This window comes from Aliidiomarina sp., assembly GCF_047920995.1.
Classification (GTDB): Bacteria; Pseudomonadota; Gammaproteobacteria; order Enterobacterales; family Alteromonadaceae; genus Aliidiomarina.
The window spans coordinates 15,573-41,497 of sequence record NZ_JBLRWZ010000024.1 but is presented as its reverse complement, the minus strand read 5'-3'; the positions used below and the strand labels follow the sequence as shown (position 1 = coordinate 41,497).

19 protein-coding genes and 1 pseudogene are annotated in these 25,925 nt (G+C 47.5%); 17 read left to right on the top strand and 3 right to left on the bottom strand.

The window, feature by feature from the left end:
* From tuf to ACNA7P_RS07885, 6 genes and pseudogenes are all read left to right on the top strand, one after another.
* Positions 1-339, top strand: a pseudogene (gene tuf / locus ACNA7P_RS07910) (elongation factor Tu); the annotation flags it as partial.
* A gap of 157 nt (positions 340-496) precedes the next feature.
* Positions 497-1,246, top strand: a complete 750-nt coding sequence (locus ACNA7P_RS07905; RefSeq protein ID WP_416258079.1) for a glycerophosphodiester phosphodiesterase — start codon at positions 497-499, stop codon at positions 1,244-1,246.
* 93 nt (positions 1,247-1,339) lie between these two features.
* Positions 1,340-2,110 carry a PepSY domain-containing protein gene (locus ACNA7P_RS07900; RefSeq protein ID WP_416258078.1) on the top strand — a complete coding sequence of 257 codons (771 nt, stop codon included), beginning with the start codon at positions 1,340-1,342 and terminating at the stop codon, positions 2,108-2,110.
* A complete protein-coding gene (locus tag ACNA7P_RS07895) occupies positions 2,095-2,883 on the top strand; it encodes a PepSY domain-containing protein (RefSeq protein ID WP_416258077.1) in 789 nt (262 codons plus the stop codon). The genes ACNA7P_RS07900 and ACNA7P_RS07895 overlap by 16 nt, the downstream gene beginning before the upstream one ends.
* 86 nt (positions 2,884-2,969) lie before the next feature.
* Positions 2,970-4,571 (top strand): AbgT family transporter, encoded by a 1,602-nt coding sequence (locus tag ACNA7P_RS07890; protein WP_416258076.1) that lies wholly within the window; start codon positions 2,970-2,972, stop codon positions 4,569-4,571.
* 49 nt (positions 4,572-4,620) lie between these two features.
* Complete coding sequence (locus tag ACNA7P_RS07885; protein WP_416258075.1) at positions 4,621-5,436, top strand: hypothetical protein; 816 nt, start codon at positions 4,621-4,623, stop codon at positions 5,434-5,436.
* A 21-nt stretch (positions 5,437-5,457) separates the two neighbouring features.
* Here ACNA7P_RS07885 and ACNA7P_RS07880 read toward each other — a convergent pair whose 3' ends face one another.
* Together ACNA7P_RS07880 and uvrA are read right to left on the bottom strand one after the other, a co-directional pair.
* Positions 5,458-6,399, bottom strand: a complete 942-nt coding sequence (locus ACNA7P_RS07880) for a glutaminase (protein ID WP_416258074.1) — start codon at positions 6,397-6,399, stop codon at positions 5,458-5,460.
* Between the two features lie 53 nt (positions 6,400-6,452).
* Positions 6,453-9,281, bottom strand: coding sequence for an excinuclease ABC subunit UvrA (gene uvrA / locus ACNA7P_RS07875; protein WP_416258073.1), 2,829 nt, complete (start codon positions 9,279-9,281; stop codon positions 6,453-6,455).
* A gap of 214 nt (positions 9,282-9,495) precedes the next feature.
* Between uvrA and ACNA7P_RS07870 the strand changes: the two genes are divergently transcribed.
* The 6 genes from ACNA7P_RS07870 (at position 9,496) to ACNA7P_RS07845 (ending at position 17,487) form a co-directional block, all read left to right on the top strand.
* Positions 9,496-10,866 carry an MFS transporter gene (locus ACNA7P_RS07870; protein ID WP_416258072.1) on the top strand — a complete coding sequence of 457 codons (1,371 nt, stop codon included), beginning with the start codon at positions 9,496-9,498 and terminating at the stop codon, positions 10,864-10,866.
* A 19-nt stretch (positions 10,867-10,885) separates the two neighbouring features.
* Positions 10,886-11,431 carry a single-stranded DNA-binding protein gene (gene ssb / locus ACNA7P_RS07865; RefSeq protein WP_416258071.1) on the top strand — a complete coding sequence of 182 codons (546 nt, stop codon included), beginning with the start codon at positions 10,886-10,888 and terminating at the stop codon, positions 11,429-11,431.
* A 140-nt stretch (positions 11,432-11,571) separates the two neighbouring features.
* Positions 11,572-13,026 (top strand): NAD-dependent succinate-semialdehyde dehydrogenase, encoded by a 1,455-nt coding sequence (locus tag ACNA7P_RS07860; RefSeq protein WP_416258070.1) that lies wholly within the window; start codon positions 11,572-11,574, stop codon positions 13,024-13,026.
* Positions 13,027-13,064: 38 nt separating this feature from the next.
* Complete coding sequence (locus ACNA7P_RS07855; protein WP_416258069.1) at positions 13,065-14,030, top strand: nitrate ABC transporter; 966 nt, start codon at positions 13,065-13,067, stop codon at positions 14,028-14,030.
* Positions 14,031-14,032: 2 nt separating this feature from the next.
* Positions 14,033-16,456, top strand: a complete 2,424-nt coding sequence (locus tag ACNA7P_RS07850) for an EAL domain-containing protein (protein ID WP_416258068.1) — start codon at positions 14,033-14,035, stop codon at positions 16,454-16,456.
* A gap of 83 nt (positions 16,457-16,539) precedes the next feature.
* Complete coding sequence (locus tag ACNA7P_RS07845; RefSeq protein WP_416258067.1) at positions 16,540-17,487, top strand: hypothetical protein; 948 nt, start codon at positions 16,540-16,542, stop codon at positions 17,485-17,487.
* A gap of 114 nt (positions 17,488-17,601) precedes the next feature.
* Here ACNA7P_RS07845 and ACNA7P_RS07840 read toward each other — a convergent pair whose 3' ends face one another.
* The gene (locus tag ACNA7P_RS07840) at positions 17,602-18,783 is read right to left on the bottom strand and encodes a porin (protein WP_416258066.1); all 1,182 of its coding nucleotides are present in this window, start codon (positions 18,781-18,783) and stop codon (positions 17,602-17,604) included.
* Positions 18,784-19,219: 436 nt separating this feature from the next.
* Here ACNA7P_RS07840 and ACNA7P_RS07835 point away from each other — a divergent pair, with 436 nt between their 5' ends.
* The 5 genes from ACNA7P_RS07835 to ACNA7P_RS07815 all read left to right on the top strand — a co-directional run bounded on the left by ACNA7P_RS07835 (position 19,220) and on the right by ACNA7P_RS07815 (position 25,910).
* A complete protein-coding gene (locus ACNA7P_RS07835) occupies positions 19,220-20,389 on the top strand; it encodes an iron-containing alcohol dehydrogenase (RefSeq protein WP_416258065.1) in 1,170 nt (389 codons plus the stop codon).
* A 71-nt stretch (positions 20,390-20,460) separates the two neighbouring features.
* Complete coding sequence (locus ACNA7P_RS07830; protein ID WP_416258064.1) at positions 20,461-21,861, top strand: hypothetical protein; 1,401 nt, start codon at positions 20,461-20,463, stop codon at positions 21,859-21,861.
* Positions 21,854-23,272: a sigma-54 interaction domain-containing protein gene (locus tag ACNA7P_RS07825; protein WP_416258063.1), complete on the top strand. Its 1,419-nt coding sequence runs from the start codon at positions 21,854-21,856 to the stop codon at positions 23,270-23,272. The genes ACNA7P_RS07830 and ACNA7P_RS07825 overlap by 8 nt, the downstream gene beginning before the upstream one ends.
* 9 nt (positions 23,273-23,281) lie before the next feature.
* Positions 23,282-24,742, top strand: a complete 1,461-nt coding sequence (locus ACNA7P_RS07820; RefSeq protein WP_416258062.1) for an NAD-dependent succinate-semialdehyde dehydrogenase — start codon at positions 23,282-23,284, stop codon at positions 24,740-24,742.
* A 103-nt stretch (positions 24,743-24,845) separates the two neighbouring features.
* Positions 24,846-25,910, top strand: coding sequence for a cyclase family protein (locus ACNA7P_RS07815; protein ID WP_416258061.1), 1,065 nt, complete (start codon positions 24,846-24,848; stop codon positions 25,908-25,910).
* Positions 25,911-25,925 lie beyond the last annotated feature (15 nt).

The following is a 25,925-nucleotide window of genomic DNA, read 5'->3' as shown; positions in this document are numbered from 1 at the left end:
AAGCGTGAAGATATTCAGCGTGGGCAAGTATTGGCGAAGCCAGGTTCAATTACTCCACACACTAAGTTTGAAGCAGAAGTGTATGTATTGAGCAAAGAAGAAGGTGGACGTCATACTCCATTCTTCAAAGGCTACCGTCCACAGTTCTACTTCCGTACAACAGACGTAACTGGAGCAGTAGAGCTTCCAGAAGGCGTAGAAATGGTAATGCCTGGTGACAACATCAAGTTCGTAGTTGAACTGATTGCACCAATCGCAATGGATGACGGATTACGTTTCGCAATTCGCGAAGGTGGCCGTACCGTAGGCGCTGGTGTTGTATCTAAGATTCTAGATTAATTTTAGTTAGCACCACGAAAGAAAGGCTTCCCTCGGGAACAATGCCAGTCAGCTTAACTGACTGGCATTATCCCTCGGGAAGCCTTTTTTATTGGTAAATGTTCAATATGAGGTGTTACTCTTATATCCATACGCCATTGAGGAGCGCAGCTTGAGCATGACCACTTGGATTAGCCATCGCGGTTATTGTGGAACTAAAGATAAGCCGATAGCCACCGAGAATACAGCGGCAGCATTTTTGGCAGCAATAGAGCATGGCTTCGAACATCTAGAAACTGATTTGCGAGTGAGCCGTGATGGCCACATCGTGCTCTGCCATGACGCCGGCTTATCTCGCGTAAGTGGGCGCAATGCCCAAGTACACGAGTTAACTCGCAAAGAGCTTAGCAAAGAGCGCTTACAGCATGGCGAAACGTTACTATTCTTTGATGAGTTCCTGGAACACTTCGCCCATTTACACTGGATTCTCGATATTAAACCTGAACAGGCAGAGCAAACTGTGGCCATCTTGCAGCGGCTGCGTAGCGACAAAGCAATCGATGAGTTTTTACACAGTCGTGCGCGCTATTTGTTCTGGCATCCTAACCATCAACAACAACTCACCCATATCTTACCCGAGGCATTTTGCTTAGCGCGCGAGCGGCATTGCTATTTAGCGGGTGCCGCAGCGCTATTTGGCCTTCCTGCATTAGCGAATATTGAGGCGGGTCAATACTATGCGGTACCACCAACGTTGCGGAACATCCCTATCTTGAGTGAGCGCATTGTGCGTAATTTTCATGTGCGCGGAGCGAAAGTAATTGGTTATCTGCCAGAAAGCCCTGAACACCATAAACGTGCGTTAGCGGCAGGTGTAGATCAATTGCTTACCAATCACACACCACGAATTCTGCAACAGCTGAAATAGTTTATTCTGCCAATCACGAGGGTGCGGCTACCATTGCGATGGTGAACGTGATAAAAATAACCTTCGGCAAAAAACCAATAAAAATAACTAAACATGCGCTTTAAACCTCTGAAAGCCAGAAAAATTCACCGTTGGCTCACGCTATTATTTGGTATCCAATTAATTATATGGAGTATCACTGGTGCGGCTATGGTGATACTGCAGTTGCCGTATATTCACGGCGATCATTTGGTGCAACCTGCAGATCGCTCTGTTACCGAGTTTGCCTATCTGGAGAACATTACTTCGGTAGCCAATGAATATCCCGATGCTACAGAAGTTACCTTAGTAAATCGGTATATTAATAACGAGTTTCAGCATGTGTTTGTGGTGAGCGGCAATGCAACCCGTTTGCTTGATGCCGCTACTCTTCAGCCTGTTATCATTAGCGAGCAGGATATTCGCGCACTTGCCAAGCGCTACTATGCCCCGAGAAATGCCCCAAAAACTGCCCCAAGCAACGGCCAAGCACACAACCACGAGCCGAGTATTTCCCAGTTACAGCTCTTAACAGAACCAACAGAATCTGAACTGGCAGCTCGCCATTTACCTGCTTGGCAAGTTCGTTTTGTGGATACCTCCAATACCACCCTGTATCTTTCGGCAGTTACCGGGGGCTTGGTTACGCAACGACACACGGCGTGGCGCTTTTTTGATTTCATGTGGATGCTGCATATCATGGATTATCAAGATCGTAGCGATATTACTAAGCCTTGGTTGCTGGCGTTTACGGTGCTTACATTGCTGATTAGTGTTTCCGGGCTAATGCTTCTAGCGCAGAAGTATTTATCTCGCCCATGGCGTCGGTTATGGAGAGATTCGTAATGATAGGTAAGAGGTCGCGCAAAAGTAAAATGGGCTGGCTTAGCAGTTTGCATCGCCGAATTGCGCTGGTGTTAGTTATCCAAGTAATGATTTGGTGCGTTACGGGTTTCTATTTCAGTTGGCAAGGCCGCGAGGGCCTTACGAATGAAGAGTATTGGCATCAGTTACCAGCACAACCACTATATACCAAACAACGTTATATAACGCCGGATCTGCAACTGCAAAATCTTGGCAACGTACGCTCCGTGCGGGTGCGTATTATCGATAATGTGGCGCAGTTTGAGGCCACCTATGTGGCAAACAACACGCCGGGGCACCAGCAAGCGCCAAATCGCAGTAAAGCAAGCTCCTACGCTGTGGCATGGTTTGATGGGGAAACAGGACATCGTTGGCAAACCAGCGCTCTCACAGCGCAGCGGTTGGCGGTAAACTCATATTTAGGTTCTGGCATGTTTAATGGTATTCGCGATGTACAGCGCAGCGTTGAATTCCCGCATTGGGCTGGGCCTGGATTTCGGGTAGATTTTGCCGACGATTTGAATACCCGAGTATATATTGATGAATCCAGCGGCGCAGTGCTCGGGCACCGTAATGACCGTTGGCCTCTCATTGATTGGATGTACCGCTTGCACTTCATGGATTACTCGGGCAAGCGCGATTTTAATAACCTATTCATCATTTTCGCAGGCTTACTCAGTGTATGGCTTTCTATCACCGGCATTTTAATGATTGCGCGGGTTTGGAAACAGGGCGGATTTGTTGCCAAGCGCTGATTACCGTACAATACGCGGCTACGCGAAAGTACCAAGCCAAAACGAACGCTGTACGCAGCGAACCATAAGAATTAAAGGAGAACGGCATGGCCGCTGCTCAGAATAATCAGAACAATTCTGCAAATAATCTTCCTAAACGAGGATGGTTTACCCGGTTTCTAGACACCGTTGAGTGGCTAGGTAATTTACTACCGCACCCGGTAACCTTATTCGCAATGTTTGCCTTATTCGTTGTATTCGCCAGTGGTGTAGCCGCATTTTTTGGCGTGAGCGCTGCGGATCCGCGCCCTGGTAACGAAGGGGTAATGATTACCGTAAATAGCTTAATGAGCGGCGAAGGCTTGCGCTGGATGGTTTCCAATCTGGTAACGAACTTTACCGGTTTTGCTCCGTTAGGTACGGTTTTAGTGGCAATTTTAGGGGTTGGTGTGGCCGAACGTTCGGGCATGCTTTCCGCCATGATGCGCGGTATGGTAATGGGCGCATCTCCGCGCATGGTTACCGTTGTTGTAGTATTCGCCGGTGTTATTTCGAATACTGCTTCAGAGCTTGGCTACGTGGTGCTAGTACCCTTAGCCGCAATGATATTCCACTCTTTAGGCCGCCACCCACTAGCCGGCTTAGCCGCAGCATTCGCAGGTGTTTCTGCCGGTTACAGTGCCAACCTGTTCATTGGTACCGTAGATCCACTATTAGCAGGCTTCACCACAGAAGCCGCGAATTTGCTGGATGCTGATTATGTAGTTGGCCCTGAAGCGAACTGGTTCTTTATGATTGTCAGTACATTTTTGATCGCTGCGTTAGGCGCTATCGTTACTGAAAAAATCGTCGAGCCGAAACTAGGAAAATATAACCCAGATGAAGCCGATCCTGATTACGAGGATGATGGCAATGTGAAGATGGCCAAGTTAGATCCGCAGGAAAAACGTGGCTTAGCATTTGCGGGATTAACATTTCTTGGTTTGGCTGTGTTGTTAGCGCTTACTATCGTTCCAGAGTGGGGTGTTCTGCGTAATCAAGAAACCGGTGGCGTTGCTCGCTCGCCGTTCTTGAACGGTATTGTGGTATACATCTTTATTACCTTTGCGATTCCAGGTTACGTGTATGGTTATGTAACGCGCACTATGAGTAGCGATGTTGATGTTATTCACGCAATGTCGAAAACCATGAGTAGCATGGGCCTATATATCGTGCTGGTATTCTTCGCTGCTCAGTTTGTAGCATTCTTCGGCTGGACCAATTTCGGCACCATTATGGCGGTTAACGGGGCAGCGTTCTTAGAGGCCATAAACTTAACCGGGCCCATGGTATTTATATTCTTCATCTTAATGTGTGCATTCGTGAACCTCATGTTAGGTTCTGCTTCGGCCCAGTGGGCCATAACGGCCCCGATCTTTGTGCCGATGCTGATGCTGGTTGGTTATGCTCCAGAGTTAGTGCAGGCGGCTTATCGTATTGGTGATTCCGTTACTAATATTATTACTCCGATGATGAGCTACTTTGGCTTGATTTTGGCAGTTGCTGCGCGGTATAAGAAAGATATCGGTATAGGCACCTTAATTTCAGTTATGTTGCCGTACACCATGGTGTTCTTTATTGGCTGGGTAGCCTTGTTCTATATTTGGGTGTTTGCACTAGGTTTGCCAGTAGGGCCGGGTGCAGCAACTTATTATTCTATCGACGGCTAGAACAAGAGGCTGAATGCGCATACTAATAGCGAGCATACTAGTTTTATTAATGCACTCACTTGCAATTGGGCAAGCGAGTGCAGCTCGCCATATTGATCAAAACCTAGCGGAAGATGCAAACGCTATAACAGAACGTATCCCCGTTTATGTTGCAGCTTACGAATTTCCCCCGTACTACTCTTCGCGTTTACCACATCATTTTCTTGGTGAATTAATCAAGGCACTCAATGCTCGCCAAGTAACTTATCATTTCAGTATTCGTGAAGTTCCCCCGCAAGAGCGCTATTCTGCAATCTCGAAAAATGGCTGTTGTGATGTGATTTTCTTTGAATCGGAAACTTGGAGATGGTCTTCTGAACATGAATATACCGCCTCTGCGCCACTCATGCATGGTGCCGATCGGATGTATTCATTACAGAATGATAATTGGCTACCAACCGATGAAGATCGTGTGGGAGGAGTAGTAGGATATCATTACAATTATACTCAATTTGATATTGATGCTGGTACCTCGGAGCAGGAATTTATGATGTATCGAGCTGATTCGCAGCTCACTTTGTTGAACATGTTGCGCAATAACCGGATTCAGTTCGCAATGTTTACTGATGAGTTTGTGCATTGGTTAGCCGTACAAAATCCAGAGTTAATTGAAGATTTGTATGCCGCGCCGGAAGCGGATACCGTTTACACTACGCAAGTGTTGGTAGGGGCAAATAGCAGCATCGAATTTGTAGAACTAATGGAATTAGTAAACGAATTATTTGCAGAACCAGAGGTTATTGCCGCGTTAAAATATTACGGATTACAGCGGTTAGAGCAGGAGCACCAAGTGCACGCCGAGGGATATACAGAACAGCAGCAGTAAGCCTTGTTGGTGCTGATAAAGCTAGTGATAAACCGAGAGCCCTAACCGTTGGGCAAACTCAGTAACCATTTGCACCGCCCGAGTAGGGTTGCCGAAACGATTTAAAGGTGGGCTCCACGCCGCAATTACCCCATAATCCGGAACCACGGCAACAATACCGCCGCCTACGCCACTTTTTGCTGGTAAGCCTACCGTAAACGCAAACTCACCCGATTGATCATACATTCCGCTAGTAGAAAGCAGCGCATTAATGCGGTGCGCTGAACGGGCATCACAAATGCGCTTCTCAGTGCCAGGTTGAATACCCTTGTTAGCCAGAAACCCTAAGCTTTGTGCAAGCTGTAAACAGTTCATTTCTACCGAGCACTGAAAAAAGTAGTGATCAAGCACCGAAGGCACATCGGCTTCAATATTTCCGAAGCTTTTCATTAAATAGGCTAACGCAGCGTTACGATTACCGTGTTCTTTCTCTGATTCCCACACTTCATGATTGGTGTACACAGATTCGGTATCCGCTAGGTACCGAATGTATTGAACCAGCGCACTTTTACTCGCCGAATAGCGGCTGGTAAGCACATCAGATACCACGATGGCACCGGCATTAATAAAGGGGTTGCGCGGGATACCGTGCTCCCACTCTAACTGCACTACCGAATTGAAAGCCTGCCCTGATGGTTCCATACGTACGCGTTCCCACAAGGAATCGCCAGCACGCTCCATGGCCAAGGCGAGGCCAAAAATCTTCGAAATACTTTGAATCGAAAAGCATACATCAAAATCACCGGCAGTATGGGTGGTACCATCCAGTTCAACCACTGCTATACCCACGTGCTCAGCCGCAACTTCCGCCAGCGCTGGAATATAATCGGCTACTTGCCCGCCGAGCGGCGCTTCACGAGCTTCCGCTACTAGCTGCTCGAGCAGGCTGCTGCAGTTCTTGGGTTGCTTTGGTGTACCTTCCATATGCGTCCTTAATGATGTTGTGTAGTTACCTTAACCGAATTGGTACCTACTGGCTATTTGGCAAGCATCGGCTTCAAGAAGCGCGCAGTATGCGAACCTGCGTGCTCACTTACCTCTTCGGGTGTGCCGGCAACTAAAATTTCGCCGCCGCCGTTACCGCCCTCAGGGCCCAAATCAATTAGCCAATCAGCCGTTTTCACTACATCCAAGTTGTGCTCAATAATAACAATCGTATTACCATGATCACGCAAGCGGTGCAGTACTACCAGCAGCTGCTGAATATCATGGAAATGCAAACCTGTAGTTGGCTCATCTAAGATATACAAGGTTTTGCCAGTATCGCGCTTGGAAAGCTCACGAGCCAATTTAACCCGTTGCGCCTCACCACCGGAAAGTGTGGTAGCCGCTTGCCCCAAACGAATGTAGGAAAGGCCAACATCTATTAGGGTTTGTAGTTTGCGCGATATCGCTGGCACCGCATCGAAAAACACGCGCGCATCTTCTACGGTGAGATCAAGCACCTCATGAATCGTTTTGCCCTTGTACTGAATTTCTAAGGTTTCGCGATTGTAACGCTTGCCTTTACACACATCACAAGGCACATACACATCCGGCAAAAAGTGCATCTCCACCTTAATCATGCCATCGCCTTGGCAGGCTTCACAGCGGCCACCTTTCACGTTAAAGCTGAAGCGGCCCACTTTATAACCACGTGCGCGCGATTCCGGTACCCCAGCAAATAGCTCACGAATGGGTGTGAAAATCCCAGTGTAGGTAGCTGGATTAGATCGTGGTGTGCGGCCAATGGGGCTCTGATCAATATCTACTACTTTATCGAGTAACTCTAAACCATGCACACTATCGTGCTCGGCAATTTTGCCGGTAGTAGCGCCATTCAGCTCATGGTGAGCTAATGGAAACAAGGTATCGTTAATTAACGTAGATTTACCCGAGCCTGATACGCCGGTTACACAGGTCATTAACCCAATCGGCAAACGTAAATCCACATTTTTTAAGTTATTACCGCGCGCGCCTTTAAGCTCTAACCACTCTTTACCCGGTTTATGACGCTTTTTCGGAATACTAATTTCTCTGCGGCCAGAAAGATAATCGGCGGTAAGTGAACCTTCTGCTTTCAGGATATCTTCATAGGTACCTTGGGCGATAATTTCACCACCATGCACACCCGCTCCAGGGCCGATATCAATTACATGATCGGCGGCGCGAATGGCATCTTCATCGTGTTCCACTACCAATACCGTGTTGCCCAAATCGCGCAGGTGGCGCAAAGTATCCAGCAATCGTTCATTATCACGCTGGTGTAAGCCAATGGAAGGTTCATCTAGTACATACATTACCCCAACCAAGCCGGCACCAATTTGGCTAGCCAAACGAATACGCTGAGCCTCACCACCGGATAAAGTTTCTGCACTGCGCGAAAGGTTAAGGTAATTAAGGCCCACATTCACCAAGAAGCGGAGCCGATCATTAATCTCTTTCAGAATCTTTTCGGCAATCGCCGCTCGTTGGCCAATTAATTCAATTTCAGTGAAAAAGGTTAAAGCATCGCCAATCGAGAGCTCTACAATTTCCGGTAGGGTAGTGTTGTTTACAAATACATAGCGCGCTTCTTGGCGCAACCGGGCGCCATTACAGGCGCGGCATGGCTTGGTAGCTAAATACTTGGATAAATCTTCCCGTACCGCGCTAGAATCAGTATCACGATAACGGCGCTGCATATTCGGTAAAATACCTTCAAACGGATGCTTGCGCACAACGGTATCGCCCCGATCATTTACGTAGTTGAACTTCACTTCCGTAGCGCCAGAACCGTTCAGAATTAGATCGCGAATATCATCGGGTAATTCGCTAAATGGCGCATTCAAATCAAAGCTAAATTGCTTGGCTAGTGAACGCAGCATTTGATAGTAGTAAAAGTTACGCTTATCCCAGCCACGAATTGCACCGCCAGTAAGGCTAAGCTCAGGGTTACCCACCACCTTATCCGCATCAAAATATTGTTCCACACCCAAACCATCGCAGGTGCCACAGGCACCGGCCGGATTGTTGAATGAAAATAAGCGCGGCTCTAATTCTTGCATGCTGTAGCCACAATGCGGGCAGGCAAAATTAGCGGAAAAGATAACCGGTGGTGTTTTGTCGTTTTCATCCATCGGCACAATCATAGCCGTGCCGCCCGACATCTCTAGCGCGGTTTCAAAAGATTCTGCCAAGCGCTGTTCTAAGCCTGGGCGAACCTTAATGCGGTCTACTACCACTTCAATGTTGTGTTTTTTGTGCAGCTCAAGCTTGGGCGGATCGCTTAAATCACATACATTGCCATCTACCCGAGCGCGCAAGTAGCCTTGCATCGCTAAGTTTTCTAAAGTTTTTTGGTGTTCGCCTTTGCGCCCTTGCACCACCGGCGCCACTAACATTACTTTGCTGCCTTCCGGCATTGCCAATACTTGGTCTACCATTTGCGAAACAGTTTGTGCAGCAAGTGCCACGTTATGTTCCGGACAACGAGGTTCGCCAATGCGCGCAAACATAAGGCGCAAGTAATCATAAATTTCGGTAATGGTGCCCACAGTAGAGCGTGGGTTATGAGAAGTGGATTTTTGCTCAATGGAAATTGCTGGCGAAAGGCCCTCAATAGAATCCACATCGGGCTTTTCCATAAGGCTCAAAAACTGCCGCGCGTATGCAGAAAGAGATTCTACATAACGGCGCTGGCCCTCAGCATACAAGGTATCAAATGCTAGAGAAGATTTACCAGAACCGGAGAGGCCGGTGATTACCACCAACTTATCTCGCGGAATTTCTAAGTTGATGTTTTTAAGATTGTGGGTGCGGGCACCGCGTACTTCAATTTTATCCATAACATCCTATCTTCGCGCAAATTGTAATCGGCCATTATTGCACAGATCACCATGTTTCTTGAAGTAAACTGGCCAAAATGGGCACTTAAATCGTAATGAAAATTGTAACGAGGATTTGTAACTGACGGGGGAGGTTAACTTCTGTTAAACTTGCTCCTCGTAATTTCGCTAAGAGTATCATCACTCTATTTTCGAATTGGATAAGCACCGCGTAATGAAGCATTCCGGATTAAACCGCACAGAGAAAAAAGCCGCCGCCGCGCTCGCCTCAATATTTGGGTTACGCATGTTGGGGCTGTTTTTGATCATGCCGGTATTGGCAATTTATGGTCAACAGTATCCAGATTACACGCCACTGCTAGTGGGTGTTGCCATTGGCGCTTATGGCCTTACTCAAGCACTACTGCAAATTCCAATGGGTATCCTTTCAGATCGTATCGGTAGGCGGCCGATTATCATTACTGGTTTGGCTATTTTTGCCCTCGGTAGTGTAGTGGCAGCAATGGCTGAAACCATGCAAGGCGTAATTATTGGCCGAGTAATACAAGGCGCTGGCGCAATTGCCGGGGCTGTATTAGCACTGGCCGCCGATTCAGCGCGGGAAGATCAGCGGCCCAAGGTAATGGCCGCGATCGGCATGGGCATTGGCCTTTCATTCGTGCTAGCACTAATTATGGGGCCGGTGCTCGGTAATATTATTGGTATGTCGGGTTTGTTTTGGTTCACTGCGGTGCTCGCCGTAGGTGGCATATTGCTCATGTGGAAAGGCATGCCTGTTACCCATCAAAAAGTACCTAGCCGTGATGTTCTGCCGGTGCCAGCAGAACTGGGCCGGTTAATGAAGAACACGCAGTTACAACGTTTAAACTTCGGCATTTTTGTATTGCATGTAGTGCTCACCGCATGGTTCGTAACCTTGCCGCTACAACTTGTAGATGCGGGCTTAGCCGCACAGCATCATAGTTGGCTGTACCTACCTACTTTATTACTTTCATTTGTAGTAATGATTCCCATGATGCTCATTTTGCTGCGGAAAAAGCAGCAAGTGTTGGGGATGCGTTTAGCAATGCTGATGCTGATTATTTCCTTGTCAGCCATTGCTGTATTTTCCGGGCAATTATGGGGTTTGGTAGTTTCAGTTTGGCTATTTTTTATTGGTTTTAACTACCTTGAGGCCAGTTTCCCGGCATTACTAACCCAGCATGCACCCGCGGGAAGTAAGGGAAGTGCCAGTGGTTTGTTCACTACTTGGCAGTTTTCAGGGGCCTTTGTAGGCGGTGTTGCAGGTGGGTATTTATTCCAAAGTTTTGGCGCGATTGGCGTTATGCTTTTTTGTATCAGCCTGCTAGTATGTTGGTTGATATTAAGCATTGGTTTGCTACAGGTGTCTGCTACAACGCGCCTTAACATTACTACTCGCATTTTAAGCCCAGAAGAAGCGCGCGAACTTACGCAGCTGCTCGGCGAAGCGAACGGTGTTGAGGAAGCCATCGTTATACCTGATGAAGGCGCAACCTATTTAAAGATTAAGAAAGACGAATACGATGCCGAAGCAATCAAAGCGGTTGTGGCTCGTTTTCAGTAACAGATAACAGGAGAAAGATATGGCAAGCCGTGGTGTAAATAAAGTAATTTTAGTGGGCAATCTGGGCCAAGATCCAGAAGTACGCTATACCCAAAACAGTGTAGCAATCGCTAACTTTAGCGTAGCTACCAGTGAAAGCTGGAAAGATAAGCAATCTGGCGAGCAAAAAGAAATTACCGAATGGCATCGCGTGGTGTGTTATCGCCGCCTCGCAGAAATTGCTGGTGAGTACCTGAAAAAAGGGTCTAAAGTATACATTGAAGGGCGTTTGCAAACCCGTAAGTGGCAAGATCAACAGGGTCAAGATCGTTACACCACCGAAATCGTGTGTAATGAAATGCAAATGCTAGATAGCCGTGGTGGCCAAGGTGGTGGTAGCTACGATCAAACGCAAAACCAAGGTGGCCAAAGCAACCAAAACTGGGGTGGCCAACAAAGTGCCGGGCAAACTGCCGGGCAAACTTCCGGCCAAAGTGGTGCTCCAGGGGCAAATCAGCGCCAAGCACAACCGGCGCCGCAGCCTGCACCTTTAGATAATGATTTTGATGATGATATTCCGTTCTGAATGCGGCTGTCGCGATAGCGAATAGTTAGCTAAGTAGTTACAAATATGTAGCTATAAATAACAAGCCGTGTTGATATAGAACACGGCTTTTTTGTTAAATATTTTATCAATACAGCAAGAACTAATAACCAGGAGTGAACATGAACATTCGCGATAGCGTAAAAACGTTGCTGCATGAACATTGTTTTATCAATGGTGAATGGGTTGCGGCCGATAACGGCGCCACCATTGCTGTGAAAAACCCGGCCAATGGTGAAGAAATAGCGCATGTGCCCAACGCCGGTAAAGCAGAAACGCAGCGAGCAATTGCCGCTGCCGAGCAAGCATTGCCTGCATGGCGTAAGAAAACAGCTGGTGAGCGATCAGCCATTTTAAAGCGCTGGCATGGGCTGTTAATGCAGCATCAAGATGCCTTGGGCGAGTTAATGACCCTCGAACAAGGTAAGCCATTAACAGAAGCAAAAGGCGAAATAGCTTATGCCGCCAGTTATATCGAGTGGTACGCCGAAGAAGCCAAGCGCGCGTATGGTGAAACTATTCCCGGCGCGCAAGAGAATCAGCGTATTACCATAACCCGTGAGCCGGTTGGTGTATGTGTTGCCATAACCCCGTGGAATTTCCCAGCCGCCATGATTACCCGCAAAGTAGCACCGGCGTTAGCGGTAGGTTGTACTATAGTAGTGAAGCCGGCATCAGAAACGCCACTTACGGCGCTAGCAATGGCGGCATTAGCTGCCGAGGCCGGAGTTCCAAAGGGTGTGTTTAGTGTTGTTACCGGCAGTGCGAAAAACATTGGCGAAGCCTTTACCAATAGTGAAATAGTGCGCAAATTAAGTTTTACCGGTTCTACAGCAGTAGGTGCGGAACTTATGGCTGCCTGCGCACCAACGGTGAAAAAAGTATCGTTAGAACTGGGCGGTAATGCACCGTTTTTGGTGTTTGATGATGCGGATGTAGATGCCGCTGTGCAGGGCTTGATCGATAGTAAGTTCCGCAATGCCGGACAAACCTGTGTATGCGCAAATCGCGTGTATGTGCAGCGCGGAGTGTACCAAGAGTTTAGCGAAAAATTAGTGGCCAAAGTTGCCGAGCTAAAAGTAGGTAATGGCCTCGATGAAGGGGTGAAAATTGGCCCGCTGATCAGTGCTGCAGCAGTAGAAAAGGTTGAAGAACATATTGCCGATGCCCTGCAGCATGGGGCGCAAGTAGCGTTTGGTGGCGAGCGTCATAAGTTAGGTGGCACCTGGTTTACGCCAACCGTGTTAATTGATGGCAACCAGAATATGCGTTGCACGCGTGAAGAAACCTTTGGGCCGGTGGCGCCTTTAATTCCTTTTGCAGAGGAAAGTGAGGCTATCGAGTATGCGAATGCCACTGAATTTGGCTTAGCGGCATACTTTTATGCGCAGAATATAAGCCGAATTCGCCGCGTTGCGGAGGGAATTGAAGCGGGCATTGTAGGAGTAAATACAGGGCTTATCTCGAATGCTACAGCGCCATTTGGTGGCGTAAAATCCTCCGGAATTGGCCGTGAAGGTGGCCATCAGGGCTTAGATGAGTATTGTGAGCTAAAATACACCTGTATTCAGGCGTAGTTTGCGCGCGTTAGTGGTTACATCAATTGGGGGTGGCTTTGCTAAAATTGATTTACCGAGTATTTTTTACTCTAGCACTAGCTAGCCTTTTGCTTGCGTGCGCGCCACCGCGCGAGCCTGTTAATCTTGCGGGTAGCCAATGGCTTGGCTATCAACCCTTATATTTAGCTGGAGCTCCCGGCTGTGCGCAGTGCCCATTTGTGGATGAATATTATGGTGAACGTGCTTACCAGCTAACGATGATGCCATCTACCACGGTAGTTGCGCGGTTAATGGCAAATGGTCAGCTCGATGGTGCTTTGTTAACATTAGATGAGGCGCTAAGTTTACAAAGCCGCAGCAACCTTGATGTTTGTGTAGCCAGAGTACTTAGCTTTTCAGCAGGCGCTGATGCAATGCTGATGGCTGAAAATGTTAACCTCTCGAAAAAACCGCTAGTGATCGGCTATGAAGAAACAGCGCTGGGCGGCTATTTCTTGCAACGCGCCATGGATTCATTACTGCTCACTCGTGATGATATTGAAATCAGAATGTTATTGCCATCTGAACACGCAGATGCATTAAGGTCGGGTTCTGTTGATATGGTGATTACTTATCAACCCTTCATTAGCCAACTTGAGGCATTAGGCGCTCAGGTTGGTTTTGATAGCTCCGAAATCCCTTATGGAATTGTTGATGTTCTGCTCGTGCGCAGCGAAGTTTGGCGGCGCGAACAACACATGTTGGAATGGTTAGTGGGTGATCTGTGGGAATCGGGGCTGCGCAGTTTATTCGATCGGGAATCAGCCACTGAAGCAATGTTGCTCAACAATACTGGTTTAGATAGCGTGGAGTTAACCGCGGCTCTTACCGGTTTGCACTTCCTTGATTATCAAGAAAGCCGCCAAATACTGAGGGCTGAACTTACCACTATTATCCGGAAATTAAATACTTACATGCATGGCAATGGGTTGATTGAACAGCCTGCAACGCTACCCTCTTGTTATGAGTTAACGGGAGAGTGAACATGAGCTTATCAAGCATTCGCACGCAGCTATTACTCTATCTGGCGCTGGTTGGCGGTATAGCATTGGCTGCTGGAATCATGGCGATTGTGAATGAACAGGTGCGGCAAAACCATTTGCATAGTGAACGTGAAGGATATGCCATCGCGAATATTGCTCAGGGCTCTATGAACCGGGCGCTTCGGTATGAGCTAAGTACCGCGGCAGATGAAATTTTACTTGAGATCAACACCAATCGCCGTGTTCGCAATGCGTTTAATGTAAGTAAGAACGGCACTATTTTGCGCGTAAGTAACGCGCATCAGTGGAACTTAATTGATACACCGATATTTGCTCAACTTCCCGCACTAAAAGAAGAATTACTGCAACAGGCTCTTGCCTCGAATATTATTATTTTTGATACTGAGCATAGTAATGATTCGTATGCGGTATACGTGCCGGTTACCGCTATAAGCCAAGAGCTCGGCCGAGCTGTGCAACAACTGCTATTCTTTGAATATGAACATAGAATTAATTGGCAGGCTGCAGTGTTCGAGCGGCGTGAAACGATTTTTATCGCCATTGCTTTTTTCTCGCTACTATTTTTATTGTTGATGTTATTTTTGCAGCGCGGTATTTCCTACCCAGTGGAACAACTCAATGCAGCCATTGGCAAACTTGAGCGCGGTGAACTGATCGATAAAATCCCAGTGAAAGGTGCAACTGAGTTGGCGCAACTTGCCCGTAGCACTGAAAAAATGGCCCGCGAGCGATTTCGCATTGAACATCGAATTAAGTTGTTATCGAGCGCCCTAGAACAGAGTAATGAAGGGGTATTGATTACTTCATTAGAACCGAAAATCGAATATACAAACCGGGCATTGCTTAAGAGTACAGGCTATACAGAACAAGAATTGATCGGCAAAAACCCCAGTATTTTTGGCAGTGCAAAAACACCAAAGGCAATTTATACCAAAATGTGGCAAACCTTATTAGCGGGCAAGCCGTGGACAGGAGAGCTAAAAAATAGGCGTAAAGATGGCAGTGAATATTCGGAATTACAAACCATTTCCCCAGTACGGAATGAACAGGGAAAAATTACCCATTATCTGAGTATTAAACAAGATATTAGTGAGCAGAAGCAAATTCAAGAACGCTTACATTTCTTGGCGTATTATAATCACTTAAGTGGCTTACCGAATCGTTTGTCTTTAATGGAGCAGATTAGTGCGCTGTTGCCAAAGAAACTACCGAATAGCGATTATTGGCTGATCTTGTTAAATATAGATCGCATGAAGCGCATTAACGATGCGCGCGGTTATGATTACGGTAATACAGTGATCAACGCGATGGCCAAGCGCTTGCAGAACTTTTTAACCCATGATGTGTATCTCGCTCACACTGGTGCGGATAACTTTGCATGTTTTGTTAAATTTCCGAAAACCGGAAAAAATGCGTTAGAAAAAGCCAATGATTTTGCTTGGGAATTAAAGCAATTGGTTGAGCAGCCGCTCGATATTTATGGCGAGCGGGTGCAGCTTACCATGAGCCTTGGCCTTGCTAATCTTACAGCTAGTGCTTCTGCGGAAGATTTGTTCCGGCAAGCCGAAACCGCCATGCATCGAGTGAAAGAGAAGGGTGGTAGCGAGGTCGCGATATACAACCAAGATGATGGTGAGCAGGCCGAAAGTTTATTTGGTTTAGAGCGCGATTTATATTACGCGGTTGAAAACGATCAGATTGAAATGTACTTGCAGGGGCAATTTGCTCCAAATGGGCAGTTGCTTGGTGCCGAGGCATTAGCGCGCTGGCAACACCCAACCGAGGGCATGGTGCCACCCGATCAATTTGTAGCTATTGCCGAGCGCTCCGATCTTATTATTGCGCTCGATCGGCTGATGTTACGGCAAGCTGCAGCGTGTTTAGCAAAATGGCAACAACGTGATTTGCAGTGGGTTCTTTCAGTGAACATCAGCCCACGTTTCTTTCGCTCCAAGCAGTTGAAAACAGAATTACTCAATATTTTTAACGCTGCAAATGCTGATTTACGGGGATTGGTACTTGAAGTTACAGAGCGTTTATTTATCGATGATATGCAAGAAGTAATTAACCAAATGGTATCCATTAGTGAGTTGGATATACAGTTTGCGCTCGATGATTTTGGTACTGGCTATTCATCGCTGGCGTATCTGCAACGGCTACCCATTCATGAGCTAAAAATTGACCAAAGCTTTACCCGCGGGTTACCAAAAAATCATCGCGATGTTGCAATGGTAAAAATGATTACTGCAATTGCTCGCAATCTTGATTTACGTATTATTGCGGAAGGTATTGAAACGCGCGAGCAAAACGAATATTGCCAGCGCGAACATGTGAACATGCAAGGATATTACTTTGATCGGCCCGCGCCCGAATATGAGTGGCAACGGAAATGGCTTAAACCGTAAGAGTTCGGTAATAAATAATTTCTTAGCTTGTACACGCTCGAAGGGTACGGGAGAATATAGGGGTCCTGTTACAGGAGGGCTTTATGGGCACTCAAGGCAATAGCGTTAACCAACAGCTGTTCGTATTTATTTTTTCATACAATCGTGGTGATTTTCTGCGCAACTGCGTAGATTCAGTACGTCGCTACATTCCCGGTGCTGTGATTACGCTAATCGACGATCATAGTAATGATGGCGATACTCAGCAATATCTTGCCAACTTGCCCAATGGCGTGCGCTTGCATCAACCGAAACAACATGAACACGCGCGCCACGGCGGTTTGTATAACAATATGCAAGCAGCGTTAGAGCTGGCGCATGCGGCGCAAAGCAACGCCGGTGGCACAACAGAGCTAGCGTTATTTTTACAAGACGATATGCAAGTAGTACGCGATGTAAGTGCAGATGATTGGCAAAATATTATTGGTTTTTATCAGCATTATCCTCAGGCAGCTTTTTTGAACCCATTATTTTTGAAAGGGGCTCGCAAAGCCCGTGATGCACGCATAACCCAAGTGGCGAGCGATTATCCTGTGTATTTGCGCCACTACCCAGAGAAACCAAACCCACGCGGCATTAGCTATGCCGATGCGATGATTCTGCATGTTCCTCGGCTTATGAACGCAAAATGGCAATTTATCGAAGGTGAAACTGAAAATGCCAAACAAGCACAGCGCTTATTTGGCAAAATGGGTTTTATGTTGCACCCATTTGCCATGTTTTTGCCGGAGGTGCCAGTGTTTCGTGGCAAGCAGAAAACCAAAGCAGTGCAGCTCGCGGAAAAGCTGAGGGGTACCACCCCGAATCGTTTTGATGGCATGAGCGAAAATGAAGTAAAGGCTCTGAAATCTCGAGATGTGGCAAAAAAACTCCCGGTTGCGGAACACTATTTACACACGGAACGGCCGGCAAAAATGCCATTCCGTTACAGCCAAATTAACGTGTACCCCATTTTGCGCTTGTGGCATAAATTGGAACAGATATTGAAGTAATTGATTGTGTGAATCCACGCAAACACAAAAATGCCGCTAAGCTAGCCTAATGCCAGTCATTTAAGCTGACTAGCATTAGGCAGGCAAGGCCACCTTTTTTAATAGCGCATCGCTTTAAAATGAGAGGGCAAGGCCAAAACTCATTGCTTGGTTGGTAATGCTTTGTTGTTGGTGATTGGTGGCCCGAATATCGGATACTTCAGCACTAATGGTAAAGAGATCCCAAAGCGTGTGGTATACCCCAAAGGTGAGCTTTTTCTGTTCATCAAGTTGTAACGCCGAATCTAGGGCTGTGCGATTCACGCTGGAAACACCGTAGTTAACGCCGAATTTAGTGGCCCCACGAGTGTGAGTAGCTTGCGCGAACCAACCAGAGCTTTTTCGTGGTGATGCATTTGCATCGGTACCATCGATAAACAAACCGTAATAGCCCAAGCCATCGGCATTAAATGCCGAAAGTACGAAGCGGTTGCTAGCAACATTAACGGCAGCGGTTACATCTACGCCATAGGCGCTGTAGCTATTCAATGGGGTAGTTACATCTTGCTGCAAAAAGGTGCTAGAAAGGTAACCGTTACTAAAATCGTAACGTAATCTGCCATGCACGCCAGGTTGTTTACTACCGCTATCCCCAACGTAGCCATTGCCACCGAACGAGAGTAAATCTAATGGCTGAAATACACCAAAGGTTGCGCTTACACCATTGCTTGCGGTGTAGGAATAGGTAATCTGCGAAAGCCGATCAGTGAAAATATAGCCATAACCGGCAGCGCCAAGCTGGGTATTGAGTGGGCTTTTAATTAATGCTGGCGCTCCAACACCACCTAAGGACATATCCTCTAACACAATATCAATGCCAAATACCCCGTAATCACGCCCTGCTTTAAGGGTGCCCATAGTTTCATTGCCCACGGTGAAATAAGCACGGTAAGCCTTATTATCCCCATTACCATTAAAGGCGGCGTTATCAGTATTGCCGGGCTCTAGAGCAACTACTGCACTAATGGTGTAGCCTTCGCGCTCGGTGGCGGCGGCCATGCTAAAACTAGCGGGGCTATAACCATTAGTGATAGCACTGGCATTATCGCCAGTACACAACAGTGCATTGCCCGCTACAGTGTTACCGCTGTTATCGCAGCTCACATAAATTGCATGGGTGTTAATGTAGCCACCGAATTTTAGCTGCCAATTGCCATGCTCTATTTCGGTGGCTGCTACAGTGGTGCTAGCGAGTAAAGTTAGTGCGCCTCCGGCCAAGGCACCATACCAAGCTATTTTAGTGTGTGTATTGTGCATGAGTTGTTCCTCTATTGTTGTTATTTAGTGAACCGCAGTTACGCAGTTGTGTTGCAATCTAAGGGTTGCTTATTACGCGTTGCAAGCTCTATGCCAGTTTCATGTTTTTTATAAAGCACTGAAAAATATCTATTTTTATATAAGGAAAGCCAAAGCAATGAAAGTTAGCGTGTTTTTTTTCATCACTTGAAGAAAAAATTCATCATTGGCATGGCTAGCAAGGGGGGATTTTTAAGTTACACTTGATGAATAATAGAATCAAAAAGCGGATATTGATGAATATAATCATCAATATCCGATCGGCTTAGTCTAAGGTGTGAAATTAAAGATAATAAAAACAATAGTTTAAGGCTATATGCGAAGTTGGCACAGTTGTTGCTGTATTGTTAATAGAGCGCAAGCACATACGGAAAAACAACAAACGAGTGGAGAAACTATGGTAGCGGTAAGTTATTTCAAATCAGCACAACGTCTTATTACCGGCCAAGGCGCGAGTTACGAGCTACCCAGCCAGCTGCGACGCTTGAACATGCGTTTCCCGCTGATAGTTACCGACACTGGCGTGCATACTTCTGGCACCCTAACGCCATTGTTACAGCAGTTGGCTGATGAGTGTGCCGATGTACGATACGAAATTTTTGATCAAGTTCCCCCGGAGCCTGAGGTGGCGGTGGTGGAGCAGTGCTGTGCATTATTTAATGCCCAGCAACATGATAGCGTAATTGCAATTGGTGGTGGCAGTGCCATGGATATCGCCAAATGTGTTGCCGTGTTGGCAAGTTGCCATGAACGTACCAGCATTTACAGTTTGTTTGGTGAGAATAAAGTAACGAACCGCACTGTGCCGCTAATATGTATGCCCACTACCGCCGGAACCGGTTCTGAAGTTACCAATATTGCAATTTTGGCCGATGCAGAGGCGCAGGTAAAAAAGGGTATAGTAAGTGATTACTTACTTCCAGATGTGGCTATTGTGTCGCCAGAGCTTACCCTTACTTGCCCGCCAACGGTAACGGCTGCTAGTGGGGTAGATGCGCTGGTGCATGCCATTGAAGCTTATATTTCTAACTTTGCCAGCCCTATTACCGATGCTTTGGCCCTGCAGGCGATGAGCATGATTTATCGCGCTTTACCTAAGGCCTATACCAACCCACAAGATCAGCAAGCACGAGAAGATATGGCTACGGGTAGTTTATTGGCCGGGTTAGCATTCGGTAATGCTGGCGTAGGTGCCGTGCATGCACTCGCTTATCCTTTGGGTGGTCGCTATCACATGGCCCATGGGGTAAGTAATGCGCTAATGCTGCCCTACGTTATGGAATGGAACAAAATTGCTTGTGTTGAGCGAATGGTGCACATCGCTCAGCAGTTTGGCTTTCATCAGCCCGATGTTAGTGCCAAAGATACTGCAGATTGGGTAATTGCAGAACTGCACCGGCTATGTCGAGAAGTACGGATTCCCCAAGGGTTACACAGCTTTGAAATTCCGCAAGCGGCGCTTCCGCAGTTAGCCGCTGAGGCCATCAAAGTGGAACGCTTACTGCGCAATAATCCACGGGTACTAAACGAGGCAGATATTTTACAAATATACCAAGCGGCCTATTGAATAGACGCGCATTATTGCGCTTTAGCCATAACAAAACCAAAGCTACATACTAATAACAAGAGGAATAGCTGTTGAGTTCACGGAAAGCTTGGCGCTGGCAACAGCGCGCAGATGGTGCCGAAGCACCTTATACACCACTAGGGCCGTTTAAATTACGCCTACCCTTCTTGCATTATCGCTTTGAATGGCCCGATTATTTTCAGGGCTTGCTTATGTGTGCGGTAGATTTAGCTGCCATTCCACTCATGACCGAGCTGCTTGGCATGCCGTTTGAAGCTGCTATTGCTATCGTAATTCTGAATGGCCTGCTGTATTTGCTGCACCATATGTTGGGTGATCCGGTTATTCCAGGTTGGATAACGCCAGCTATTCCGCTGTTGATGCTCTATGTGGCGGCTTTTCCTGAGGGCGAAATGCGGGTGCATGCGTTAATTGCCTTCCAATTAATGCTGGGAGTGCTGGCGATAGTGCTTGGCTACACTAAGTTGGCCGCCAAGGTGGTACGCCTGATACCCGCAGCCATTAAAGCTGGAGTAATTATGGGGGCTGGTCTTGCGGCGATTACCGTAGTGTTTGCTGAAGGTGGCCGCTTTGATCAGTATCCATTTACTATCAGTATTGCTGTGGGGGTAGCGTTCTATCTTATTTTTTCTAAGCATTTTACGCAGTTACAACGGCGTAATCGGCTATGGGCGAATATTGGCAAGCTGGGTATTTTCCCCATTATTGTTTTGGCTATTGTGGTGGCACCTTTATTTGGTGAAGCCCCCTGGCCCGATATTGAATGGGGAATCACCCAGCCCGATTTTCTTTTAATGTGGAATGAATATACCGTTTTTGGCTTAGGCTTACCGCCGTTAATGATGTTTATTACTGCTATTCCTACGGTATTAGCCGCTTATATCGTGCTGTTTGGGGATGTGTTACAAAGCAAGGCGCTATTGGCCGAAGCCGATGAAGTGCGCCAAGATGAAAAAATAGATTACAACCCAAATCGTGCTCACTTAATTTTCGGTGGCCGTAACTTGGGAATGAGTATTTTCGGCCCCGACGTGGTGATGTGTGGGCCGCTATGGGCAGCCATGCATGTGGTGGTGGTAGAGCGTTATAAAAAAGGTAAAGCCGCGATGGATTCTATTTTTGGTGGTTCGGGCTCGTTTCGCTGGGGCACCAATACGGGGTTGTTACTGCTGCCCATTGTTAGTTTAGTGCAACCCATTTTAGGGATTGCGCTGGCGCTCACTTTACTGATTCAAGGCTATGTTAGTGTGCGAATTGGTATTATGCAGGCTCAAAGCCAACGTGATTTGGGCATTGCTGGAGTAATCGCCGCCATATTGGTTATTAAAGGTGCTACTTGGGCCTTTGCTATTGGGGTGGTGCTGTGTTTGCTAATTTATGGTAAGCAGTTTTTTAGTGGCGAAGCCGATACCACCTTTGTGAAAGACCAGCAGAGCAATAGCGATGAATAGAACCCGTTTAAAAGCCCCGATCGAAAATTTACAGCGCATTATAGATGCCTTGCAAGATGGCGTGTATATCACTGACGCCCGCGGCGTTACCATTACTGTGAACAAAGCTTACGAACGCATTACCGGTATTCAGCGGCATAAAATTGTTGGCTTACACATGGCTGATGTGGTGAAAGCTGGCTATATTTCGCGTTCGGTATCGCTTGAAGTACTGCGCGAGTTACAGCCGATTACTTTGGTGCAAACCATTCATGATAGCCGCAAAATTTTAGTTAGCGGAACGCCCATGTTTGATAACACTGGTAACTTAGAATATGTGGTTACTTCAGTGCGCGATGTTACTGAGCTACTGCAAGCAAAGCATGCTCAAGAACAGCTGGCTGAGTTGCTAACCATTCGCGATACCTATGGGGCGAACCGCAGCAAAGGAAAAGAGCCTGCGGCGCAGCAAGCTTTAATGATTAACCCAGAAACGCGAGCGTGCTATGAGCTGGCACAAAATATTGCTCGCACTAATGTAAAAGTATTAATTGAGGGCGAAACCGGCACCGGTAAAACTTTACTGGCACGTTTTATTCACCAGAATTCGGCAATCTCGAATGGTCCATTTTTAGAACTCAACTGTGCTGCCATGCCAGAGGCTTTGCTGGAGGCGGAGCTTTTTGGTTATGCCCCGGGTGCATTTACCGGAGCTTCTAGTAAAGGTAAACAAGGCCTGTTAGAAGTGGCGAATGGCGGCACCCTATTACTTGATGAAATTGGTGATTTGCCCTTAGCGTTACAAGCCAAACTGCTGAAAGTATTAGCCGAGAACCGAATGTTGCCGGTGGGCGGCACCGAGTTTAAAAGTACCAACTTCCGCCTTATTTGTGCCACGCATCATCAACTGCGCGAGCGAGTGGAGCAAGGCACTTTCCGCGAAGATCTATTTTATCGCCTGAGTGTTGTGCCCATCACGTTACCCCCCTTGCGCGCTCGCCGGGAAGAAATTCGGCCATTATTGGAACATTATTTGCGCCGTTTTAATCAACAGCATGAGCGTGATTGTCAGTGGTCGGCCGAAGCTTTAGCGGTGCTTGAGCGGCACCGTTGGCCGGGGAATATTCGTGAGCTAATGAATGTAACCGAACGCATGGTTGTTACTTGTTCAGGCGAACGAATAACGCCTCAGCAGCTACCTGCAGAAGTGCTTCATCAAGCAAATGCGCCGTTGGCGCCACAAGATGGCAGTTTAAAAGCGCAAGTAGAGGCGCTGGAGCAATACCTGATTGAGCGAGCCCTACAAGAACACGGCACAACTCGTGCGGCTGCAGCAGCATTAGGCATTGATCAATCTACCTTAGTGAAAAAAAACCAACGCTGGCGGCAGCAACATGCCGTTGCCCCAGTAGCACCTATAAGTAACCAATAGGATATAACTATGAGTATTAGCGAAACCGCGCGTAGTTTCATTCGCCAGCAAGCCTTGGTAAATGGCAAGTGGGTTTCTGCCGATAACGGCGCAACCTTTGCGGTAACCAATCCAGCTAACGGTGAGCACATTACCGATGTGGCCAATTTAGGAGCTGCTGAAACCGAGCGGGCGATAGCAGCTGCCCATGCCGCATGGCCAGCATGGCGCGCCCGCACTGCTGCCGATCGGGCCGGTGTATTGCGCCGTTGGTACGAATTGGTGATGGCTAATCAACAAGCGTTAGCCGAAATTATGACCCTCGAACAGGGCAAGCCAGTTGCAGAAGCCAAGGGCGAAATCGCCTATGCGGCAAGCTATATTGAATGGTTTGCTGAGGAAGCACGGCGTAGTTATGGAGAAATTATTCCAGCTGCGAGTGCGCAACAGCAAATTCAAGCGGTGCGTGAGCCGGTGGGGGTATGTGTGGCGATTACACCATGGAACTTCCCAGCAGCCATGATAACTCGCAAAGTTGCTCCGGCACTGGCGGTGGGCTGCACTATGGTAGTAAAGCCGGCAGCAGAAACACCACTTACCGCCCTTGCGTTAGCGGCACTGGCAGAACAGGCCGGCGTTCCGGCAGGGGTGCTGAGTGTGGTTACGGGTGAAGCGAAGCCCATTGGCAAGGTGTTTACCTCGAGCCCGTTAGTGCGCAAGCTAAGTTTCACCGGTTCTACGGCTGTGGGCGCCAGTTTAATGGCTGCCTGTGCCGATAGTGTGAAACGCGTATCGTTAGAGCTTGGTGGCAATGCGCCTTTTATTGTGTTTGCGGATGCAAATTTAGATGCGGCAGTGCAGGGCTTAATCGATAGCAAATTTCGTAACGCTGGGCAAACCTGTGTGTGTGCTAATCGGGTGTATGTGGCCGCTGAAGTGTATGCGCAGTTCGCCGAAAAACTGCGCCAAAAAGTAACCGCACTCAAGGTGGCCGATGGCTTTACCGCAGGTGCGCAAATTGGCCCCTTAATCAATCAAGCGGCGGTAGCTAAAGTACGCAAGCACATCGCCGATGCCCAACAGCATGGTGCAGAAGTGTTGTGTGGTGGCGAACTAGCTCCGTTAGGCGGCACCTTTTTTACCCCTACGGTACTTGTTAACTGTAATCAGAACATGTTGTGTACCCGTGAAGAAACCTTTGGGCCAGTGGCACCATTGATTTCGTTTACCAGCGAAGAACAAGCCATTGGTTACGCTAACGCCAGTGAATTTGGTTTAGCCGCGTATTTTTACGCCCAAAATATGGGCCGCATTCAGCGTGTAGCAGCGGCTCTAGAGGCAGGCATGATAGGAATCAATACTGGTTTAATTTCTAATGCCACAGCACCTTTTGGTGGCATTAAAGCATCTGGGTTGGGCCGTGAAGGCGGGCGTCAGGGCCTAGATGAATATTGTGAGTGGAAGTACCTATGTGTAGATAGCGGTGCTTAACCGCCGAAGAATCTCCGCCTAGGCTATAAATACAAGTAATAACAAACCAATAAAGCCACGCAACAGTGGCTACCTAATGATAACTAAAACGAGGAACTTACTCATGAAAGCAAATCTATCGGTAGTAGCGGCGGCATGCGCGTTAGTTTTTAGCGCAGGCTATGCCGTAAATTCAACAGCTCAGGCGCATAACCATGATCCCCATTATCAACCTAGTAATATTGAAAAGTTGCAACAGGATATGCCGAGCAACTGGGGCCGTTGGGGTGATGATGATCAAATTGGCGCGCTAAATTTTCTAGATGCACAGCAAGCACTTAGAGGTAATGCTGCAGTAACATCGGGTAAAGTATTTACGTTGCAATTACCTATGACCCATGGCGTTGGCCCGGTATTTCCTGGCCGCGTACCAACCATGCACTTTATGTCGCAAGATGAAGGGCTGTATTCAACCAATAAATTAGCGCCACTACCAGGTGGGGTAAAATACTCCGATGATGCGGTGTTTATGTATCTGCAAGGTACTACTCACGTAGATGCGCTAGGCCATGCTTGGTATGGTGATAAGGTATATGGTGGCGTTTCTGCAGAGAGCACGGTGCATGGTCATGATCATGTGGATATTGGCGTGTTAGGTGAGCATGGTATTGTTGGCCGCGGTATTTTACTTGATGTGGGCAAACATAAAGGCGGCCGCATTGGTCGGTTACAGCCAAGTGCGTGTGTTACCTTAGATGATTTAAAGGCTACAGCTGCCGCGCAAAATGCAACCATTGAAAAGCGCGATATTCTGTTGATTCGCACCGGCTCTATGGGTCGCTACTACGATGACCAGCCCGATGCAACTTGGGATGCGATGACAGAGCCGGGTTTATGCTACAGTGAGGAGTTAGTGCGCTGGGTGCATGAAATGGAGATTCCAATGATTGCCTCCGATAACTTAGCAGTGGAATTAGTGCCACAAACCATTAATGGCGATGATTATGTGATTCCATTGCATGGTGCCCTAATGCGCGATTTAGGAGTGGTGCTCAGTGAGTTATATTGGTTAGATGATTTAGCCGCTGATAGTGCCCAAGATGGTCAATATACTTTCTTGTTTAGTGCTGCACCATTGAAAATGGCCCGTGGTTCGGGCTCGCCAGTGAACCCGATTGTTATTAAATAGCAACAGCTAACCGCA

What these genes read in the sequence shown, in the direction of transcription:
- ACNA7P_RS07905 (WP_416258079.1), top strand. Translation starts at nt 497, where the DNA reads ATGACCACTTGGATTAGCCATCGCGGTTATTGTGGAACTAAAGATAAG.
- ACNA7P_RS07900 (WP_416258078.1), top strand. Translation starts at nt 1,340, where the DNA reads ATGCGCTTTAAACCTCTGAAAGCCAGAAAAATTCACCGTTGGCTCACG.
- ACNA7P_RS07895 (WP_416258077.1), top strand. Translation starts at nt 2,095, where the DNA reads ATGGAGAGATTCGTAATGATAGGTAAGAGGTCGCGCAAAAGTAAAATG.
- ACNA7P_RS07890 (WP_416258076.1), top strand. Translation starts at nt 2,970, where the DNA reads ATGGCCGCTGCTCAGAATAATCAGAACAATTCTGCAAATAATCTTCCT.
- ACNA7P_RS07885 (WP_416258075.1), top strand. Translation starts at nt 4,621, where the DNA reads ATGCACTCACTTGCAATTGGGCAAGCGAGTGCAGCTCGCCATATTGAT.
- ACNA7P_RS07880 (WP_416258074.1), bottom strand. Translation starts at nt 6,399, where the DNA reads ATGGAAGGTACACCAAAGCAACCCAAGAACTGCAGCAGCCTGCTCGAG.
- uvrA (WP_416258073.1), bottom strand. Translation starts at nt 9,281, where the DNA reads ATGGATAAAATTGAAGTACGCGGTGCCCGCACCCACAATCTTAAAAAC.
- ACNA7P_RS07870 (WP_416258072.1), top strand. Translation starts at nt 9,496, where the DNA reads ATGAAGCATTCCGGATTAAACCGCACAGAGAAAAAAGCCGCCGCCGCG.
- ssb (WP_416258071.1), top strand. Translation starts at nt 10,886, where the DNA reads ATGGCAAGCCGTGGTGTAAATAAAGTAATTTTAGTGGGCAATCTGGGC.
- ACNA7P_RS07860 (WP_416258070.1), top strand. Translation starts at nt 11,572, where the DNA reads ATGAACATTCGCGATAGCGTAAAAACGTTGCTGCATGAACATTGTTTT.
- ACNA7P_RS07850 (WP_416258068.1), top strand. Translation starts at nt 14,033, where the DNA reads ATGAGCTTATCAAGCATTCGCACGCAGCTATTACTCTATCTGGCGCTG.
- ACNA7P_RS07845 (WP_416258067.1), top strand. Translation starts at nt 16,540, where the DNA reads ATGGGCACTCAAGGCAATAGCGTTAACCAACAGCTGTTCGTATTTATT.
- ACNA7P_RS07840 (WP_416258066.1), bottom strand. Translation starts at nt 18,783, where the DNA reads ATGCACAATACACACACTAAAATAGCTTGGTATGGTGCCTTGGCCGGA.
- ACNA7P_RS07835 (WP_416258065.1), top strand. Translation starts at nt 19,220, where the DNA reads ATGGTAGCGGTAAGTTATTTCAAATCAGCACAACGTCTTATTACCGGC.
- ACNA7P_RS07825 (WP_416258063.1), top strand. Translation starts at nt 21,854, where the DNA reads ATGAATAGAACCCGTTTAAAAGCCCCGATCGAAAATTTACAGCGCATT.
- ACNA7P_RS07820 (WP_416258062.1), top strand. Translation starts at nt 23,282, where the DNA reads ATGAGTATTAGCGAAACCGCGCGTAGTTTCATTCGCCAGCAAGCCTTG.
- ACNA7P_RS07815 (WP_416258061.1), top strand. Translation starts at nt 24,846, where the DNA reads ATGAAAGCAAATCTATCGGTAGTAGCGGCGGCATGCGCGTTAGTTTTT.